Raw genomic sequence first — 16,671 nt, forward strand, 5'->3', positions numbered from 1 at the left:
TCAAGCTTGCGGCCTCCGGTCAAAACCTGAATCCGATCATCACATGCGCCGATTGCTTCGACAGATTTTGCTCGCCCCCGCCGCGCTGGCCACGGGGATGGCCGCCTGGGCGGGTGAGCCCGTGGTGCTGCAACTCAAGTGGCAACACGCCTATCAATTCGCTGGCTACTACGTGGCCCAGGACAAGGGTTATTACCGCGACTTGGGGTTGGATGTGGATATCCGCGAGGGCCGTCCCGGTATCGATTTCGTCGCCGAAGTGGTTTCGGGCCGGGCGCAATACGGCACGGGTTCCAGCGGCTTGTTGCTCGACCGCGCCCAGGGCGCGCCGGTAGTGGTATTGGGGGTGGTGTTCCAGCATTCGCCCGATGTGTTGATGGTGCCGGCCCGGTCCGGGGCGTCTTCCCCGCAGCACTTGGTCGGGAAACGGGTGATGACCAATTACAGCACGCCCGCCGTCGCGGCGATGCTGCGTGGCGAGACGGGTTCCTTGTCCAAGTTCGGGCTATTGGACCAGACCAACGATCTGACCGGCTTGATCGAGGGGCGGTTGGACGCCCTGGCCGGTTATGAGACCGACCAGCCTTTCCTATTCCTACAGCGGGGGTTTCCGGTCGCCCTGTTGCGGCCTATCCATTACGGCGTGGATTTCTACGGCGATAACCTGTTCACCAGCGAGGCCGAGTTGCGCCGCCATCCCGACCGGGCGCGGGCTTTCCGCGCCGCCAGCCTCAAGGGTTGGGAATATGCCATGGCGCATCCCGACGAGGTCGTCCCGTTGGTGCGGCGTTATGGCTCCACCCGTTCGCTGGAGCATCTGCGCTACGAATATCAGGCGATGCGGGCTTTGATCCTGTCCGATATGGTCGATCTGGGTTATGTCAACCCCGGCCGCTGGCGGCATATCGCCGACACCTATGTGGACCTGGGCTTGTTGCGGCGTGATTATTCGCTCGATGGCTTCCTCTACGATCCCGGCCCGGACCGCGTCTGGGACGGCGTCCAGGGCTATCTCTGGGCCGCGGCCACGGCGGTGGGTTTGGCCTTGGGGGTCATCCTGGCCTTGTTCCGCTTCAACCGCCGCCTGCGCCGCGAGGTCCGCGAGCGCCTTTCGGCCGAACAACGCCTCAGGCGTAGCGAGCAACGGCTGACCGAGGCCCAGCGCATCGCCCATATCGGCAGTTGGGAGCTGAATCTCGCCACGGGCCGGGCCGCTTGGTCGGACGAGATGTACCGGCTGTTGGGCTATGAGGTCGGCGGCGTCGAGTCCTGCCTGGAAAACCTGCTTTGCCGCGTGCCCGCGGAGGATCGGGGCAAGCTGGCCCAGGCGTTGGCGGCTACCCGGGGGCGGGCCGATGGCGCGTACCGGGTCGAATACCGGGTGGACCTGCCCGGCGGCGAAACACGGATGGTGGACGAGCGGGGCCGGGTGGTGCTGGACGGCCTGGGCCAGCCCCTGCTGTTGCTCGGCACCACCTTGGATATCACCGAGCGCAAGCGCTACGAATTGGCGCTCAAGGAACAGCGGACCTATCTCCGCACGATCTTCGAGCATGACCCGCAGTGCATCAAACTCCTGGACCGCGACGGCGCGTTGTTGGACATGAATCCCGCCGGGCTGGCCATGATCGAGGCCGACAGCCTGGACCAGGTCCGGGGCCATCCGCTCTACGGCATGGTTGCGGACAAGGACCGCGGCGGTTTCGTCGAAATGGTCGCGGCAGTGTTCCGGGGCGAACCGCGCCGCTTGATTTTCGAGGGGACCGGATTGAAAGGCACCAGGCGTCATCTGGAAACCCATTCGGTACCGTTGTGGGATGGCGAGCGCCGTGGGGTGCGGGCCTTGCTGGGCGTGACCCAGGATGTCACCGAACGTCTCAGGGCCGAGGAGAAGCTGCGCCTTTCGGCGGCGGTGGTGGAGGCCACCCAGGAAGGCGTCATGATTACCGATCCGCAACTCCGCATCGTCGCGGTGAACCGGGCCTTCACCGCCATCACCGGCTACCAGGAACCGGAAGTGGTTGGCCGAAAGCCCGCCCTGCTGGCTTCGGGCCGCCACGGCCAGGATTTCTACCAGGCGATGTGGGCTTCGATCCAAGCCGTCGGCAGTTGGCAGGGCGAATTATGGAACCGCCGCAAGAACGGCGAGAGCTATCCCGAATGGCTGACCATCAACGTGGTCAAGGACACCGGGGGCGGGATCATCCATTATGTCGGGGTGTTCTCCGATATCAGCCATCTCAAGCAATCGCAATCGCAACTGGAATATCTGGCCCACCACGACCCCCTGACCGGCCTGCCCAACCGCCTGCTGTTCACCGCCCGCTTGGAACACAGCCTCGAACGCGCCGAACGCAACGGCTACCAGGGCGCGGTGCTGTTCCTGGACCTGGACCGCTTCAAGCATGTCAACGACAGCCTGGGCCATAACATCGGCGATGAATTGCTGCGGCAGGTATCGGGGCGCTTGGGGCAGGCCGTCCGCAAGGAAGATACCGTGGCCCGCCTGGGTGGCGACGAATTCACCGTCTTGATCGAAAACCTCAAGGATAGCGACGACGCCGCCCGCTTGGCCGATAAGCTGATCCACGGGTTGACCGACGCCTTCGTGGTGGATGGGCGGCGCTTGTTCATCGGGGCCAGCGTCGGTATCAGCGTCTATCCCAAGGATGGCCGCACGGTGGACCAATTGCTGCGCAACGCCGACGCCGCCATGTACCGGGCCAAGGAAGAGGGCCGCAATACCTACCGTTTCTATACCGAGGAAATGACCGCGCTGGCCTTGGAACACCTGGAATTGCAAAGCCGTTTGCGCCATGCCATCGAGGCCGGGCAATTGGTGCTGCATTACCAGCCGCAGATGGAGTTGGCCGGGGGGCGCATGGTCGGGCTGGAGGCGCTGGTGCGTTGGGAGCATCCCGAACAGGGGTTGATCGAGCCTTCGCGCTTCGTGCCGGTGGCGGAGGATACCGGCTTGATCCTGTCCTTGGGCGAATGGGTGCTGCGGCAAGCCTGTTGCCAGGCCAGGGCTTGGCTGGATGCGGGGCTGGAGTTCGGGCGGGTTTCGGTCAATGTGGCCGGCAAGCAAGTCCAGCGTGGCGATTTGCTGGCGGTGGTGCAACGGGCTTTGGCAGATTCCGGCCTGCCGCCGGACCGGTTGGAACTGGAAATCACCGAGAGCTTCGTGATGAAGGAGGCCGAACGCGCCATCGACCTGTTGCGGGCCATCCGCGCCTTGGGTGTCAAACTGGCGATAGACGATTTCGGCACCGGCTATTCGTCCCTGGCCTATCTCAAACTGCTGCCCTTCGACAAGCTCAAGATCGACAAGGGTTTCGTGCGCGACCTGCCGTGGGACGAGAACGACGCCGCCATCGCCCGCGCCGTGATTGCGCTCGGCCATAGCCTGCAATTCACCGTGATCGCGGAAGGGGTGGAGAACGAGGCCCAGCGCGAATGCTTGCTGCGGGATGGTTGCGACCAGGCGCAAGGATATTTGTACGGGCCGCCCATGGCCTGGGACCGGGTCGAGGCGCTGTTGCGGCGGGAGGAGGCATCCGTGTGGCGGGTGGTGGGTTTGTAGCGGGATGCGCCGGTCGGCGCGGCGCATCCCGCCTGGGGATGGGCTAGGGCAGCGGATTCCCCTGTGCGTCCACCAAGGGCACCTTGTATTCCTTGAGGGTCGCCTGGATTTCCCCGGCCTTGCTTTTAAGCAAGCCTTCCAGTTGCGCCTTGCGCTCCTTGTCCGGGAAGCGCACGCCCATCGATATGGGGAAATCGAATTTCAGCCCCGGTTCCGATTTCATCGGGATCAGCGCCAAGGGATTGCGCGAGGCCAAGTAACCGGCAATCGGTCCCCACACGATCACCATGTCGATCTTGCCGGCCTTGAAATCCTGGTCCAGGGTCTGGGCGGTGTTGGTGCTGACATCGCCGGTCATGGTCTGGTAGGGGATGCCCTGCCCGATCAAACCATGGTTGAGCAGCCAGGTGGTGCCGGGAGCGCCGTCGAACATGGCGATGCGGAGCTTGGCTTTCTGGTCGGCGGGCAGTCGGTCGAGGTCGGCGGGGGTTTTGATCCCGTCCAAGCCCTTGCCCTTGGCGTAGACCAGGGCGTAGGTCGAGCGGTAATAGGCCGGGGTGGTCGCCGTCAGTTCATAGCCCTCGGGCACGCCCATCACCACGTCGCATTTGTATTCCTCGGAGTCTTCGATCTTGGCCTTGAGCGTGTTGCGGATGAAGCCCAGGCGCTGGGGGAACCAGGTGTATTCGAGCTTCTGGCCCAGTGCCTTGGCGAAGGCTTCGGCGATCTTGTTCTCGAAGCCCTGGCCCTTGTCGTCGGAGAACGGCGGATTGTTGGGGTCGGCGCAGACCTTGAAGGCCGGTCCGCCCGCGTGGACCGGGCCGGAGATCGTCAGCAGGGATGCGAGGCCGCAGGCGAGCAGGCGGCGGTGGGTGCTGGGGCGCATGGAAAACTCCTTGTACTGCGAAAGTTGGGGTGGGGATTTTACTCCGGCGCGGCGGTGCCCGTGGGATTTCCACCGCCGTAAAAAAAGCCCCGGTCGAGGGATCGACCGGGGCTTCGGGTTCCTAGCTCAGGAAACTAGGTGCCGCCGCTTAATTGGGCAGGGCGAACACGGTGAAGACGCCGCCCAGCTTGGTGTGGCTGGAGAGGCTCTTGTACGCGCCGACCGCGCCCAGACCTTCGCTTTCGCCTTCGAGGCCCGCCGCCATGCCCACGCCGGCCCAGCCGCCGATACCGGACAGGATGCCGATATACTGCTTGCCGTTATGGGTCCAAGTGCTGACGTTGCCGATCACGCCGGACGGGGTCTTGAACTTGTAGAGTTCGGCGCCGGTGTTGGCGTCGCGGACCTTCAGGTAGCCTTCCAGGGTGCCGTAGACCACGAGGTCGCTGGCGGTGGAGAGCATGCCGCTCCACAGGGAGAACGGCTCGTCGATCTGCCAAGCGATCTTACCGGTGGTCGGATCCCACGCGGTGAAAGAACCCATGTGCGCGGATTCTTCCTTCGCGCCGGTCTTCACATTGGCCTTGGCCGGGTAGATGCTCAGGGTCGCGCCCACATACGGCTGGCCGGCGGTGTACTCCACCTGGAACGGCTCGTAGTCCATACAGGTGTGGTTGCCGGGGATGTAGATCAGCTTGGTCTTGGGGGAGAAGGCGACCGGGGGTTCGTTCTTGGAACCCATGGCCGAGGGGCAGATGCCCTTCTGGTTGTGGTCTTCGCCGCCCTGTTGGGTGGAGTATTGGCTCACGACCTGCGGACGGCCGGTCTTGGCGTCCACATGGGTGGCCCAGTTGACGGCCTTGTCGAATTTCTCGGCGACCAGGAGTTCACCGGTCACGCGGTCCAGGGTGTAGCCGAAGCCATTGCGGTCGAAGTGGGTCAGCAGTTTGCTGTGTTCCTTGCCGTCCTTGTCCTTCATGGGCAGGTCGATCAAGGTCATTTCGTTGATACCGTCGAAGTCCCATTCGTCGTGCGGGGTCATCTGGTAGACCCACTTGGCTTCGCCGGTATCCACGTCACGCGCCCAGATGGTCATGGACCATTTATTGTCGCCCGGACGCTGTACCGGGTTCCAGGTGGACGGGTTGCCGGAACCGTAATACATCAGGTTCAGGGCCGGATCGTAGCTGTACCAGCCCCAGGTGGAGCCGCCGCCGATTTTCCACTGGTCGCCCTGCCAAGTCTTCAGGGAGGAATCCTTGCCGACCGGGGCCATCTTGCCATCGGTCCAGGTCATGGTCTTGTCGGGGTCGATCTTCATATCGGCGTCCGGGCCCATGGAATAAGCTTTCCAGGCCAAGCTGCCGTCCTTGATGTTGTAGGCGGCGATGAAGCCGCGTACACCGAATTCGCCGCCGGAGATGCCAGTGAAGACCTTGTCCTTCACGACCAAGGGCGCGTTGGTGTTGGTCATGCCGGCTTTGGGATCGCCGTTCTTGACCTTCCATACGATCTTGCCGGTCTTGGCATCGAGGGCCACCAGGGTGGCATCGCCTTGGGCCAGGAACACCTTGCCGTCGCCATAGGCCAGACCGCGGTTGACCACGTCGCAGCACATCACGCCGATCACCTGGGTCTGGTCGGTGCCCGCGTCGGGGGCGTAGTTGTATTCCCAAACCACGGAGTGGGTATCCTGGTTCAGCGCGTAAACCTTGTGCGGATAGCCGGTGTGGATGTAGATCAGGTCGCCGACGACCAAAGGACCACCTTCGTGGCCGCGCAGCATACCGGTGGAGAAGGTCCAGATCGGTTGCAGGCTCTTAGCGTTGTCCTTGTTGATCTGCGTCAGGCTGCTGAAGCGGGTGCCGTAATAATCGCCACCCCAGGTCGCCCAGTTCTGGGGATCCTTGGAGAGCTTTTCCACTTCGGCATTGGCGAACGTAACCCCGGGGGCTGCCAGCACGGACGCGATAGCGGTCGCGAGCAACCAACTTTTCACGGGTTTTTTCATCTCTTTTCCTCCTCGTAATCTGTTGTGGCTAACAGAGTACTGTTGTTAACGACAAGTTACCCTTAAAGCGATAGGGACGGTTTTTTCATTGAGCAAGGAAAAATTTCCTGAAATTATCCTGATATTTTCCCGGCTAGGCCCGTCAGCGTGCGTAAATTGAAGGATTTCCACCTAAAAGTCAATGATGCGGAAACGGGGCTGCGACGGTGGTTTCCGGGGCTTGCAAGCCAAGTTTCGCCCCTTGATCGTGCCTTTCGGGCTGGTGGTCGGAGGCTCGCGCCGAGGCCGGGGCGGGGTGGCGATTGTCACGGAACGGGTGGGCTAGCAAGCCGGGGTCGATGGTTGAATCCCCATCCCGGCGCGGGGAAAATGCCCTGCCACTTCCAAGGAGAATCACCATGAAATCCCCGCTCGCCGCCTGTGTCTTGGCCTTGCTCGCCTTACCGTTGCCGGGTAATGGCGGGCCGTTGCCCGAAATCTCGCTCCGGGAAGTCGCGCCCGGCGTCTATGTCCATCAAGGGGTGCATCAACTACCGGACCGCCATAACTGCGGCGAGATCGCCAATATCGGCTTCATCGTCGGCGAGCGTTGCGTCGCGGTGGTCGATACCGGCGGTAACCCGGAGCAGGGCGAAGCGTTGAAACAAGCCGTGGCGGCCGCGACCCCGGTGCCGGTGTGCTATGTCATCAATACCCATGTCCACCCTGACCATATCTATGGCAACCTCGCTTTCAAAAAGCCGGGGGTGAATTTCGTCGGCCATTACAAGTTGGAACAGGCCATGGCGCTACGGGCACCTTATTACCGGGATTTGGCCGAGCGCGAATTGGGGTTCAAGCCCGGTCCCGAGCATTTCATCCCGCCCGACCGGCCGGTGCGCGATACCCTGGAATTGGAATTGGGCGGGCGCACCCTGCTACTGACCGCCCATCCCACCGCCCACACCGACAGCGACCTCAGCGTCTATGACCAGAAAACCCGGACTTTGTGGCTGGCCGATCTTTTATTTATGGGGCATACGCCGGTGGTCGATGGCAGCCTGAACGGCTGGCTCAAGGTGATCGATAAACTCAAAGGGATCGATGCCCGGCTGGCGATTCCGGGACATGGTCCGGTGTCCGCTGCCTGGCCCTTGGCGCTGATATCGGAGGAACGCTATTTAAGGATGTTGCAAACCGAGATCCGCGCCGCGCTCAAGGCCAATAAGACCATGGAATGGGCCATGGCCAATGTCGGCCAATCTGCCCGCCCGGAATGGCAGTTGTTCGACGAGTTCCACCAGCGCAATATCGCGACGGCGTTCGCGGAGTTGGAATGGGAAGACGAATAGCCGGGCATTCCCACCCATCCCGGCCCGGCCTACAATCCCGCCTCTTTATAAGCGTTGTCTTTTGGAGGAACCATGAACCCACCCCGCGCCCCGCGTATCCTCTTCCTTACCCTGGCTGGCTTCTTACTGGCGGGCACCGCCCACGCCGCGGGCGAAGAAGACCTGGCCTGGAACACCCGCCTCAAGCAGCAGTTCTACGGCGACCGCCCCATTGAGGAAGGCACCCAAGTCGTCGAATTGACCGCGCCCTACCGCGCTGAAGACCCGGCCTTGGTGCCCCTGCAAATCACCAGCAAGATTCCCCAGGCCCAGGACCATTACATCAAGAACATCACCCTGGTCATCGACAACAATCCGGTGCCGTTCTCGGCCTCGTTCGATTTCACGCCCGAGAGCGGCAAGGCCGATGTGGCGCTGCGGGCGCGGGTGAACGCCTATACCAATATCCGCGCCATCGCCGAGACCAACGACGGCAAGCTTTATATGAACAAGGCGTTCGTGAAGGCCAGCGGCGGCTGTTCCGCGCCCATCGGCACCGACCTCGAAGCCGCCATGGCGCGGCTGGGCAAGATGAAGTTCAAGTTCGACGGCGACAAGGCGGCGCTGGGCCAGCCCAATCCGGTGCAATTGCTGATCAGCCATCCCAATATCAGCGGGATGCAGATGGACCAGATCAGCCGTTTGGTGAAACCCGCCCATTTCGTGGACGAGGTGAAGGTGAGTTTCGACGGCAAGCCGGTGTTGACCGCCAAGACCGATATCGCCGTCAGCGCCGACCCCAATTTCCGCTTCTATTTCGTGCCGGACAAGGCGGGCGAACTCAAGGCCGAAATCAAGGACAACCTGGGCAACCATTTCATCCAGACCCAGGCGGTGACGCCGTAGCCGGGATTTTCCCCTGGGCATGAAAAAGGCCGGTGCGACCGGCCTTTTCCATAGGCGGAACGCTCAGCCCCGTTCCGCCACCAGGACCACCAAACTGCGGTCGCGCACCAGGAGCGAGCTTTCATGGTGGAGCGGGAGGCCGTGGCCGGGCTGGCAGACATCGAAGGGCTGGCCGGCGCTGGTATCCACCTTCTTGGTCCAGCGGCAGCCGCCCGGCGCGTGCGGCAGTAGGAAGCTGACCGCGTGGGGCAGGGGATTCGATAGCAGGCACAATTGGCGTTCGCCGGTTTCGGCGGCGTGGATATGGCAGCCGATGGCGGATTCGGTATGCCAATCCGGCATCCAGCCCGCGGGGTTGAACCAACTCACGTCCTCGGGTTTGTAGAAACGCTCGCTGGTCAGCACCGGATGCCGCCGCCGGAAAGCGATCATATCGCGCACGAATTCCAGGAATTCCTGGTTCTGGTCGGCGAGGCTCCAATCGAACCAGGAGATCGCGTTGTCCTGGCAATAGGCGTTGTTGTTGCCGTGCTGGGTGCGGCAGAACTCGTCGCCGCCGAGGATCATGGGCACACCGCGCGATACCAGCAACGTCGCCATGAAGTTTTTCATCTGCCGGAGGCGCAGCCGATTGATATGGGCGTCGTCGGTCGGGCCTTCCACGCCGTAGTTGGCGCTGAAATTGCCGTCCGAGCCGTCGCGGTTGTTCTCGCCGTTGGCGAGGTTGTGCTTGTGGGTATAGCTGACCAGGTCGTTCAGGGTGAAACCGTCGTGGCAGGTGACGAAATTGATGCTGTTGATCGGGGCTTTGCCGCTGTGTTCATAGATATCGGCGCTGCCGCACAAACGGCTGGCGAACGCCCCCGCCAAGCCCGCGTCGCCGCGCCAATAACGCCGCACATCGTCGCGGTAGAGGCCGTTCCATTCCGACCAGCGTTCCCCCGGAAACCGCCCGACCAGATAGGCACCGCCCGCGTCCCAGGCTTCGGCGATCAGCTTCACGTCGCGCAGGATCGGGTCTTCGGCGATTTGTTCCAACAGCGGTGGGTTGGGGATCAGGTTGCCGTTGCGGTCGCGGCCCAGGATCGAGGCCAGGTCGAAGCGGAAACCGTCCACATGCATTTCCACCACCCAATAGCGCAGGCAATCGAGGATGAAGTTCCGCACCACCGGGTGGTTGCAATTGATGGTGTTGCCGCAGCCGGAATAGTTCTTATAGCGGCGCTTGTCCTCTTCCAGGATGTAGTAAATGCTGTTGTCGAGGCCGCGGAAGCTCAAGGTCGGGCCGGTCTCGTCGCCTTCCGCCGTGTGGTTGAACACCACGTCCAGCAAGACCTCGATCCCGGCTTTGTGCAGCGCCTTGACCATGGTCTTGAATTCGTCCACCTGGCAGCCGGGATAGAGCCGGGTGCCGTAGCCTTCGTAGGGCGCGAAGAAGCCGATGGTGTTGTAACCCCAATAATTGGAAAGCCGCTGCCCGGTTTCGGGATTCACCAGGGTGGTTTCGTGGGGATTAAATTCCTGTAAGGGCATGAACTCGACGGCGGTGATGCCGAGTTGCTTGAGATAGGGAATCTTGTCGATCACCCCGAGATAGCTGCCCGCCAGTTTGGTGCCGGAACTCGGGTGGATGGTGAGTCCACGCACATGGGTTTCGTAGATGACCAGATCGGACCAGGGATGGTAGAGCGGGCGGTCGTCCTCCCAGTCGAAACCGTTGGCGGTGACCAAGCCCTTGACCAAGGCCGGTTGCCGCCAATCGGGGCTGTGGTCCTGGTTGGCCGAGAAGCCCATGAAGTCCCAGTGCGGCGGGCTGGTCAGCGCGGTGGCGTAGGGGTCGATGAGGATACGGCGCGAATCGAAACGGTGGCCGCGCTCGGGCGCGACCGGGCCATCGACGCGGTAGGCGTAGACCAAGCCCCGACCGGCTCCTTCCACCACGATATGCCACATGTCGCCGGTTTTATGCTGGCGCGGGTCGAGTTCGATGACCTGGAACGGCTCGACGGCGTTGATATCCTCGAACAGCAACAGCCACACCTTCACGGCATGGCGGCTGAACAAGGCGAAATTGACCCCGCCCTTGTGCAGGTGGACGCCGTGCGGCAACGGCGAGCCGGCACCGTAGGAGAACGGGGGGCGTTTGGTGGAAACGATGTCCAAGGGGCGCTCGGCGGATTTCATGGCGATGAACGTGTCGCTAGCTGGATGAATATCGGCGTAGACCAGGCGTTCCTTCGGCGGAAAAGCATTCCCCGACCGCGGATGATGATGAATTTATCGAGTCCTAACGACTTCAAAATCAAGGGCTTATCGGTGAATTCCAGGGGTCTGACGCTAATCTTACCATTCTAGTTGGTTAAACGGGAAATTTGTCGCATCGCGACCACTAGCCTATTTTTCCGATAAATCAAATTCCGCCGGGCCGCCATCGCCTGTGGCATATCACTCGGACACTGGGTGAAATGCCATCATGTCCTGGCTTGGAGCGGGTGTTACCCTGTCCGGCGAGGATGGCGGAAGTGCCGGTTTCGCGTAAACTCCGCCCGCCTCGGAAGGCCATTCCGGCCTCGCCCCGGTGGGATATCCGAAAAATTTCTGAGCGAAACCCTGGGATACCGGAATTTTTTTTTAAGGCTCGGGTCAGAGCATGCGTCAGTGGTTAACAACCGATGAAGCTGACACACACAACCGCTGTTCAATCAACAACAAGTGTTTTTGGAGGTTAATATGGCTGCAACGACTGTTGGCGGCGTAAGCGTGCAAGACAAGCCGCTCTTGAATACCAAGTGGCTGGCGTTCGCATTCACGATCTACACGGTGTTCTATATGTGGGTGCGCTGGTATGAAGGTGTCTATGGCTGGGCGGCCGGCCTCGACTCCTTCGCACCGGAATTCGAGACCTACTGGATGAACTTCCTGTATACCGAGATCGTGTTGGAAGTGACCACCGCGTCGATCCTGTGGGGTTATATCTGGAAGAGCCGCGACCGTAACCTGGACGCCTTGGAACCCCGCGAGAACCTGCGCCGCAACTTCACCCACCTGATCTGGGTGTTCGCCTATGCCTGGGCGATCTACTGGGGCGCTTCCTACTTCACCGAGCAGGACGGCACCTGGCACCAGACCATCGTGCGCGACACCGACTTCACCCCGTCGCACATCATCGAGTTCTACCTGAGCTACCCGATCTACATCATCACCGGCTTCGCGGCGTTCCTGTACGCCAAGACCCGCCTGCCGTACTTCGCCAAGGGTCTGTCCCTGCCGTACCTGGTGACCGTGGTCGGACCTTTCATGATCCTGCCGAACGTGGGCCTGAACGAATGGGGCCACACCTTCTGGTTCATGGAAGAGCTGTTCGTAGCTCCGCTGCACTATGGCTTCGTGATCTTCGGCTGGCTGGCCCTGGCCATCGCCGGTGTGTTGCTGCAGATTTTCTACAGCTTCTCCGAAGTGCTGAAGAAGGACCTGTGCCCGGACCTGTAATCGGTACGCACGGCTAGGGCGGTTGGGTTCCCCGGACGGAAACCCAGCCGGTCCCGGCTAGATTGGAACCGTCGTCCGAGAGGGAATTCGGACGGCGGTTTTTTAATGCCCGCAGATCGACACCACCCGGCGGTCGATGGGCGAAAAACCACGGCCAGGCCACCCGCATTGCCCCGGAAAATTTAACTTGCTAGCATTCGGCGGTCCCAGGTATGCCCTGGACGCTTGGATTCGCGAGCAGCGTTCGGTTCCGCCGGTAGGGCGCGGAATAAGCGGATGGGTTTTCCATCCCGCGATACACCAAAACAAGAAGAACCGCCCCCTCCACCGGAAACGCCCCATGCCAGACCTGATGTCCAAATTGAAACACGCCGGTCGTGTCGTCGTCGGTGGAACCTGGGGTTTGGTGGCGTGGAGCCTTTCGGGTGTGAGCGCGGTGGCCATGGTCATCTGGGGCATCAAGGCGGTCGCCATCCCCTTGCTGATGCTCAAAACCGCTTCCTGGGGCATTTGGGGCTTGGGCGTGCTGCGCGAGGCCAAGACCCGCCCCCCCTTGCCGCCGCCTTCCGATCCCTCTTGAAGACCGGGCCGGAAATCCATCCGGCTTCCAGCCCCTTCGATATTCCCTAACCCAGCTCGAACGTGGTGATGCCGAACACCCGCGCCAAGGGCGTGGCCGGGATCGCGCCCTGGTACATGCGGGCGGTCTCGAACACCACCGTCATCCCATGCCGCGCCGCCAAGGCCACGGCGTCCGCGTTTGGCTCGGGCACGTCCAACAGCACCGGCTCGCCCGGTCCCGCATGGTTGCGCAAGGCCAGGAACAAGGTTTCCGCACCCTCGGGGGTGTCCGCGAACAAGGGGCCGATCTTCCAGCCGCTGTGGCATTTCCGAATCATGCCGTAACCCGCCAGCCCGCCGCCCTTGGGTAGCCCGAACGCGGCGCTTTCCGACTGTCCGATCCAGGGCCGCAGGAAGGTTGTGCGTGGCGCGGGGAATAGCTCCGCGTCGTAACGCGCCACGGTCTCGAACGGTAGCGCCGCCAGCGGCACGGTGGTGGCCGTGGCGGGCGGCTGCCGTCCCGGCGCGATGCCCTGGTAGCGCACATTGCGGTAGGCCAGCGCGAAACCCGAGCGCCCATAATCGGCCTGTCGCTCCACCACGCCGTCCAGCCCGATGGTCTGTCCGCGCAGATATTCCATGGCGGTCCGCCAGAGTGTCATCCCATGGCCTTGGCCCCGGTGTTCCGGCTTGACGATATAAAGCCCCAGGAAACCGAAGCGCCCGCCATAGCTCACCGCCGACAACGAGCCGATCAGTTCATTCCCGAGGAACGCCCCGAAAAAGCCCTCCGGGTCGGCGGCATGGAAGGCTTCGGCGTCGTACAGGCCGGGATTCCAGCCTTCTTGGGCCGCCCATCGCAGGGGGATTTCCAGTTCGGCGCGGCTGAGGGGGCGGACGGTCGAAGCGGTGTTCATGGCGGTGCCTCGTGGGTTGAAAGCGGCGACCTCAGTAGATGAACCCGACGCCCAGGTTGAACTCGTCGGGCACCGGGCCGCCATTCGAGCTGATGTTGCGGTAATCGGCCTTGATCGCGATGTTCTGGATCGGCTTGTAGGTCAGGCCGCCTTGGTAGATCCAGCGGTCGTAGAAGCCGCCGTAATTATCGAAGCCCGTGGGCACGGAGGCCAGGGTGTTATAGCGCTCGTAGCGGAAGAAGGGGGCCAGGTATTGGCTGCTGTCCTTCCACAGCCAGGGCATGATGTCGTAGGCCACTTCGGTATACCAGCCGTAGTTCGCCGAACCGATGGTCTCGCCCTTGGCTTGGCTCAGCACGGCGGCGTCGCCGATATGCCCGTAAGCGCCCAGGGCGCGGAATTCCATGCCCCTGTAGCGCCATTCGACATGGCCTTCGTAGAGTTGGGTGAGGGCGGATATTTTGCGCCCCGCGTAGAGTTCATCCTGGCCCGCGTCGCCGATGAAGGTCGAGGCGCCCACCAACAGGCCGGGCACCGCGGCGGGCGTGTAATCCAGGCGTCCGGTATAGGCCCAATTCTCGGCGATGGACATGCTGCCGCCTTGGCGACCCTCGCGTATCCCCGAGCTTTCGAAGCCCTCGGCGTTCAGGCCGTTCATGGCGTACATGCGGTATTGCAGGCCGGGGACGATTTCGCCGAACAGCCCCGCGCCCATTTCGCGCCAGGTGCTGGGGATGATGTATTGCTCGACATTGGGGCGGTGGTTGCCGTGGAAGGTGGTGGGTTCGTGGATTTCGTTGATGAAGCCCATCGGCACCAACATCAGGCCGGCCCGGATGTTGGCGGCGCGGTGCAACAAGAAATCGAGCTGGGAGAATTCGACCGAGACCTCGCCCTTTTCTTCGCTGCCCTCGCCGGTGCTAGCGTGTTCGAATTCGAACTCGTTGTTGAGGATGATCCAGTCGTTGAATTTATAACCGACGTACAGCACGGCGCGTTCCATATCCGCCGTATCCTTGGCATCGCCCTTGTCGGCCACGTAGTTGGTATAGAGGAATTCGCCGTAGCCGCCGATGGACAGCCCGCGGTTGACCCGGTAGACCTCGGACGCCGCCGGGCCGAAGCCGTATTGGCTTTTGTATTCGCGCTTGTCGGGAATGATGAGCTGGGTTTTGAGCTTTTCGACCTCGGAGGCGAGGATGTCGGTCTTGCGCTCGGCGTCGGTCTTCGACTTGCCTTTGGCGGAGGGTTCGGCGGGACCGGCACCCGTGGCAGCTTTGGTGGCGTCCTGCTGGCCCGCCTTCAACTGCTTCACTTCCTGCTTGAGGGTTTCGTTCTCGCCCGCCTTGGCTTTCAGGGCTTCGATCTCCTTTTGCTGCTGCTGGATGATCTTCCACATCTCTTCCATGGTGGCGGGCACGGGTTGGGCGGCGTGGGTGGCGGCGGAACAGAGCGCCGTGCCGATGGCTACGCCCAGGGAAAGGAAGGGTTTGTTGGCTTTCATCGGGAACTCATTGTGCATAGGGATGATAGTCAGGATTATATGCAAGCCTTTCCCAAATGGAAACGCTTCTCAAGTAATGGGTTAAGCATTACACTCTTTAGAAAATCGATTCCCAGGGAAACATCGCCATCGCCGGGCTATCGGGTCGCCGCGCCGATGAATCCCCATCTCCTAAGTACAGGTTTTCCATGAACAAATTCAATGCCGCCGCATTCCTCGCCTTGGCCCTGGCCTTGGACGGGAACGCCCAAGCCGCGAATATCAGCCGCAAGGCGCAACTGGGCCGCCAATTGTTTTTCGATACCAATCTATCCACCCCGCCGGGCCAGGCCTGCGCCACTTGCCACGATGCCGGCCTGTTCTTCAGGGATCCCGACCAGGATGTTCCGACTTCCGAAGGCGCGTCCCCGGAACTCAAGGGTTCGCGCAACACGCCCACCGCGCTGTATACCGCCTTCATTCCCAAGTTCCATTTCGACAAGGCGGAGGGTTTGTATGTGGGGGGGCAATTCTTGGATGGCCGCGCGGCGACTTTGAAGGAGCAGGCCAAGGGTCCGTTCCTGAATCCTTTGGAGATGGATAATCCGGACAAGGCCACCGTGGTGGGGAAGGTGAAACAGGCGGAATATGCGCCCTTATTCCTCAAGGTCTATGGCCGGCGGGCTTTCGATAATACCGGCAAGGCATACGACCGCATCGCCGAGGCCATCGCCGCCTTTGAACGGACGCGGGTGTTCGCGCCGTTCACTTCCAAATATGATTATTACCTCGCGGGCAAAACCCAATTCACCGAGCAGGAGCGGCGCGGGCGGCAGGTGTTCGAGGCCGGGGACAAGGGTAATTGCGCCGCTTGCCATCCCGACCGGCCCGGCGCGGACGGCACGCCGCCGCTGTTCACCGACCACACCTACGACAACATCGGGATACCCAAGAACCCGGACAATCCGTTCTATGCCTTGCCCAAGGATTTGAACCCCGAGGGTTCCGCCTTCGTGGACAAGGGGCTGGGTGGCTTCGTCAAAAAGCCCGCCGAGGACGGCAAGTTCAAGGTGCAGACCCTGCGGAACATCGCCAAGACTCCTCCCTATATGCACAACGGTTATTTCAAGACCTTGCGCGGGGTGGTGGATTTCTACAACACCCGCGATATTAAACCGGCCTGCCCGGACCCGTTGACCCCGGAGGCGCAAGCCTTGGCCCAGGGCTGTTGGCCCGCGCCCGAAATGCCGCGCAATGTGAACCACGACGAACTGGGTGCTTTGAACCTGACCGAGCAGGAAGTGGATGATCTGGTGGCGTTCTTGCAAACCCTGACCGATGGCTATCAGCCTTAGCGGCGCCATCGTTGCCCCGGCCTGACGTGCCCACCAGAGCATTTCCGGTTTGGGGGTACGCTCAGCCGTAGGGTGGGCATGTACCCATGCCCACCGCTTAACCGGGCAATCCCGGTGGGTACGGAATACGTACCCACCCTATCAATGACGTGAAAATGCGCTCGCCGGGC

The 16,671-nt window shown here is 61.9% G+C and carries 11 protein-coding genes; 6 read left to right on the forward strand and 5 right to left on the reverse strand.

All coding sequences use genetic code 11. The annotated features are described in order from the left end of the window. Positions 1 to 43 precede the first annotated feature (43 nt). A complete protein-coding gene (locus tag B9N93_RS05185; RefSeq protein WP_085211501.1) occupies positions 44 to 3,583 on the forward strand; it encodes an EAL domain-containing protein in 3,540 nt (1,179 codons plus the stop codon). A 43-nt stretch (positions 3,584 to 3,626) separates the two neighbouring features. Here the strand turns inward: B9N93_RS05185 and B9N93_RS05190 are convergent, their stop codons facing one another. Next, complete coding sequence (locus B9N93_RS05190; RefSeq protein ID WP_085211503.1) at positions 3,627 to 4,469, reverse strand: quinoprotein dehydrogenase-associated putative ABC transporter substrate-binding protein; 843 nt, start codon at positions 4,467 to 4,469, stop codon at positions 3,627 to 3,629. A 148-nt stretch (positions 4,470 to 4,617) separates the two neighbouring features. Beyond that, a complete protein-coding gene (locus B9N93_RS05195) occupies positions 4,618 to 6,480 on the reverse strand; it encodes a methanol/ethanol family PQQ-dependent dehydrogenase (protein WP_085211505.1) in 1,863 nt (620 codons plus the stop codon). 398 nt (positions 6,481 to 6,878) lie between these two features. On the opposite strand from B9N93_RS05195, the gene B9N93_RS05200 reads away from it, so the two are divergent. Beyond that, complete coding sequence (locus B9N93_RS05200) at positions 6,879 to 7,811, forward strand: quinoprotein relay system zinc metallohydrolase 2 (RefSeq protein ID WP_254899340.1); 933 nt, start codon at positions 6,879 to 6,881, stop codon at positions 7,809 to 7,811. A gap of 72 nt (positions 7,812 to 7,883) precedes the next feature. Further along, entirely contained in the window at positions 7,884 to 8,696 is an 813-nt protein-coding gene (locus tag B9N93_RS05205) for a quinoprotein dehydrogenase-associated SoxYZ-like carrier (protein ID WP_085211509.1), read from the forward strand. A gap of 63 nt (positions 8,697 to 8,759) precedes the next feature. Here B9N93_RS05205 and glgX read toward each other — a convergent pair whose 3' ends face one another. Next, positions 8,760 to 10,880: a glycogen debranching protein GlgX gene (gene glgX / locus B9N93_RS05210; protein ID WP_085211510.1), complete on the reverse strand. Its 2,121-nt coding sequence runs from the start codon at positions 10,878 to 10,880 to the stop codon at positions 8,760 to 8,762. Between the two features lie 546 nt (positions 10,881 to 11,426). Between glgX and amoC the strand changes: the two genes are divergently transcribed. Next, positions 11,427 to 12,185, forward strand: coding sequence for a bacterial ammonia monooxygenase, subunit AmoC (gene amoC / locus B9N93_RS05215; protein ID WP_085211512.1), 759 nt, complete (start codon positions 11,427 to 11,429; stop codon positions 12,183 to 12,185). Between the two features lie 340 nt (positions 12,186 to 12,525). Next, positions 12,526 to 12,765 carry a hypothetical protein gene (locus B9N93_RS05220; RefSeq protein WP_085211514.1) on the forward strand — a complete coding sequence of 80 codons (240 nt, stop codon included), beginning with the start codon at positions 12,526 to 12,528 and terminating at the stop codon, positions 12,763 to 12,765. Positions 12,766 to 12,811: 46 nt separating this feature from the next. Here B9N93_RS05220 and B9N93_RS05225 read toward each other — a convergent pair whose 3' ends face one another. Together B9N93_RS05225 and B9N93_RS05230 are read right to left on the reverse strand one after the other, a co-directional pair. Further along, on the reverse strand, positions 12,812 to 13,663 hold the full coding sequence (locus tag B9N93_RS05225) for a GNAT family N-acetyltransferase (protein ID WP_085211516.1): 852 nt from the start codon (positions 13,661 to 13,663) through the stop codon (positions 12,812 to 12,814). A gap of 31 nt (positions 13,664 to 13,694) precedes the next feature. Next, positions 13,695 to 15,167: a hypothetical protein gene (locus B9N93_RS05230; protein WP_085216176.1), complete on the reverse strand. Its 1,473-nt coding sequence runs from the start codon at positions 15,165 to 15,167 to the stop codon at positions 13,695 to 13,697. Between the two features lie 188 nt (positions 15,168 to 15,355). Here B9N93_RS05230 and B9N93_RS05235 point away from each other — a divergent pair, with 188 nt between their 5' ends. Next, on the forward strand, positions 15,356 to 16,501 hold the full coding sequence (locus B9N93_RS05235) for a cytochrome-c peroxidase (RefSeq protein WP_085211518.1): 1,146 nt from the start codon (positions 15,356 to 15,358) through the stop codon (positions 16,499 to 16,501). Positions 16,502 to 16,671 lie beyond the last annotated feature (170 nt).

The sequence above is a fragment of the Methylomagnum ishizawai genome, assembly GCF_900155475.1.
In the GTDB taxonomy this organism is placed as follows: domain Bacteria; phylum Pseudomonadota; class Gammaproteobacteria; order Methylococcales; family Methylococcaceae; genus Methylomagnum; species Methylomagnum ishizawai_A.

Coding starts and splice junctions, on each gene's coding strand:
- B9N93_RS05190 (WP_085211503.1), bottom strand. CDS start 4,469: ATGCGCCCCAGCACCCACCGCCGCCTGCTCGCCTGCGGCCTCGCATCC.
- B9N93_RS05225 (WP_085211516.1), bottom strand. CDS start 13,663: ATGAACACCGCTTCGACCGTCCGCCCCCTCAGCCGCGCCGAACTGGAA.
- B9N93_RS05195 (WP_085211505.1), bottom strand. CDS start 6,480: ATGAAAAAACCCGTGAAAAGTTGGTTGCTCGCGACCGCTATCGCGTCC.
- B9N93_RS05185 (WP_085211501.1), top strand. CDS start 44: ATGCGCCGATTGCTTCGACAGATTTTGCTCGCCCCCGCCGCGCTGGCC.
- B9N93_RS05200 (WP_254899340.1), top strand. CDS start 6,879: ATGAAATCCCCGCTCGCCGCCTGTGTCTTGGCCTTGCTCGCCTTACCG.
- B9N93_RS05235 (WP_085211518.1), top strand. CDS start 15,356: ATGAACAAATTCAATGCCGCCGCATTCCTCGCCTTGGCCCTGGCCTTG.
- B9N93_RS05205 (WP_085211509.1), top strand. CDS start 7,884: ATGAACCCACCCCGCGCCCCGCGTATCCTCTTCCTTACCCTGGCTGGC.
- B9N93_RS05230 (WP_085216176.1), bottom strand. CDS start 15,167: ATGAAAGCCAACAAACCCTTCCTTTCCCTGGGCGTAGCCATCGGCACG.
- B9N93_RS05220 (WP_085211514.1), top strand. CDS start 12,526: ATGCCAGACCTGATGTCCAAATTGAAACACGCCGGTCGTGTCGTCGTC.
- glgX (WP_085211510.1), bottom strand. CDS start 10,880: ATGAAATCCGCCGAGCGCCCCTTGGACATCGTTTCCACCAAACGCCCC.
- amoC (WP_085211512.1), top strand. CDS start 11,427: ATGGCTGCAACGACTGTTGGCGGCGTAAGCGTGCAAGACAAGCCGCTC.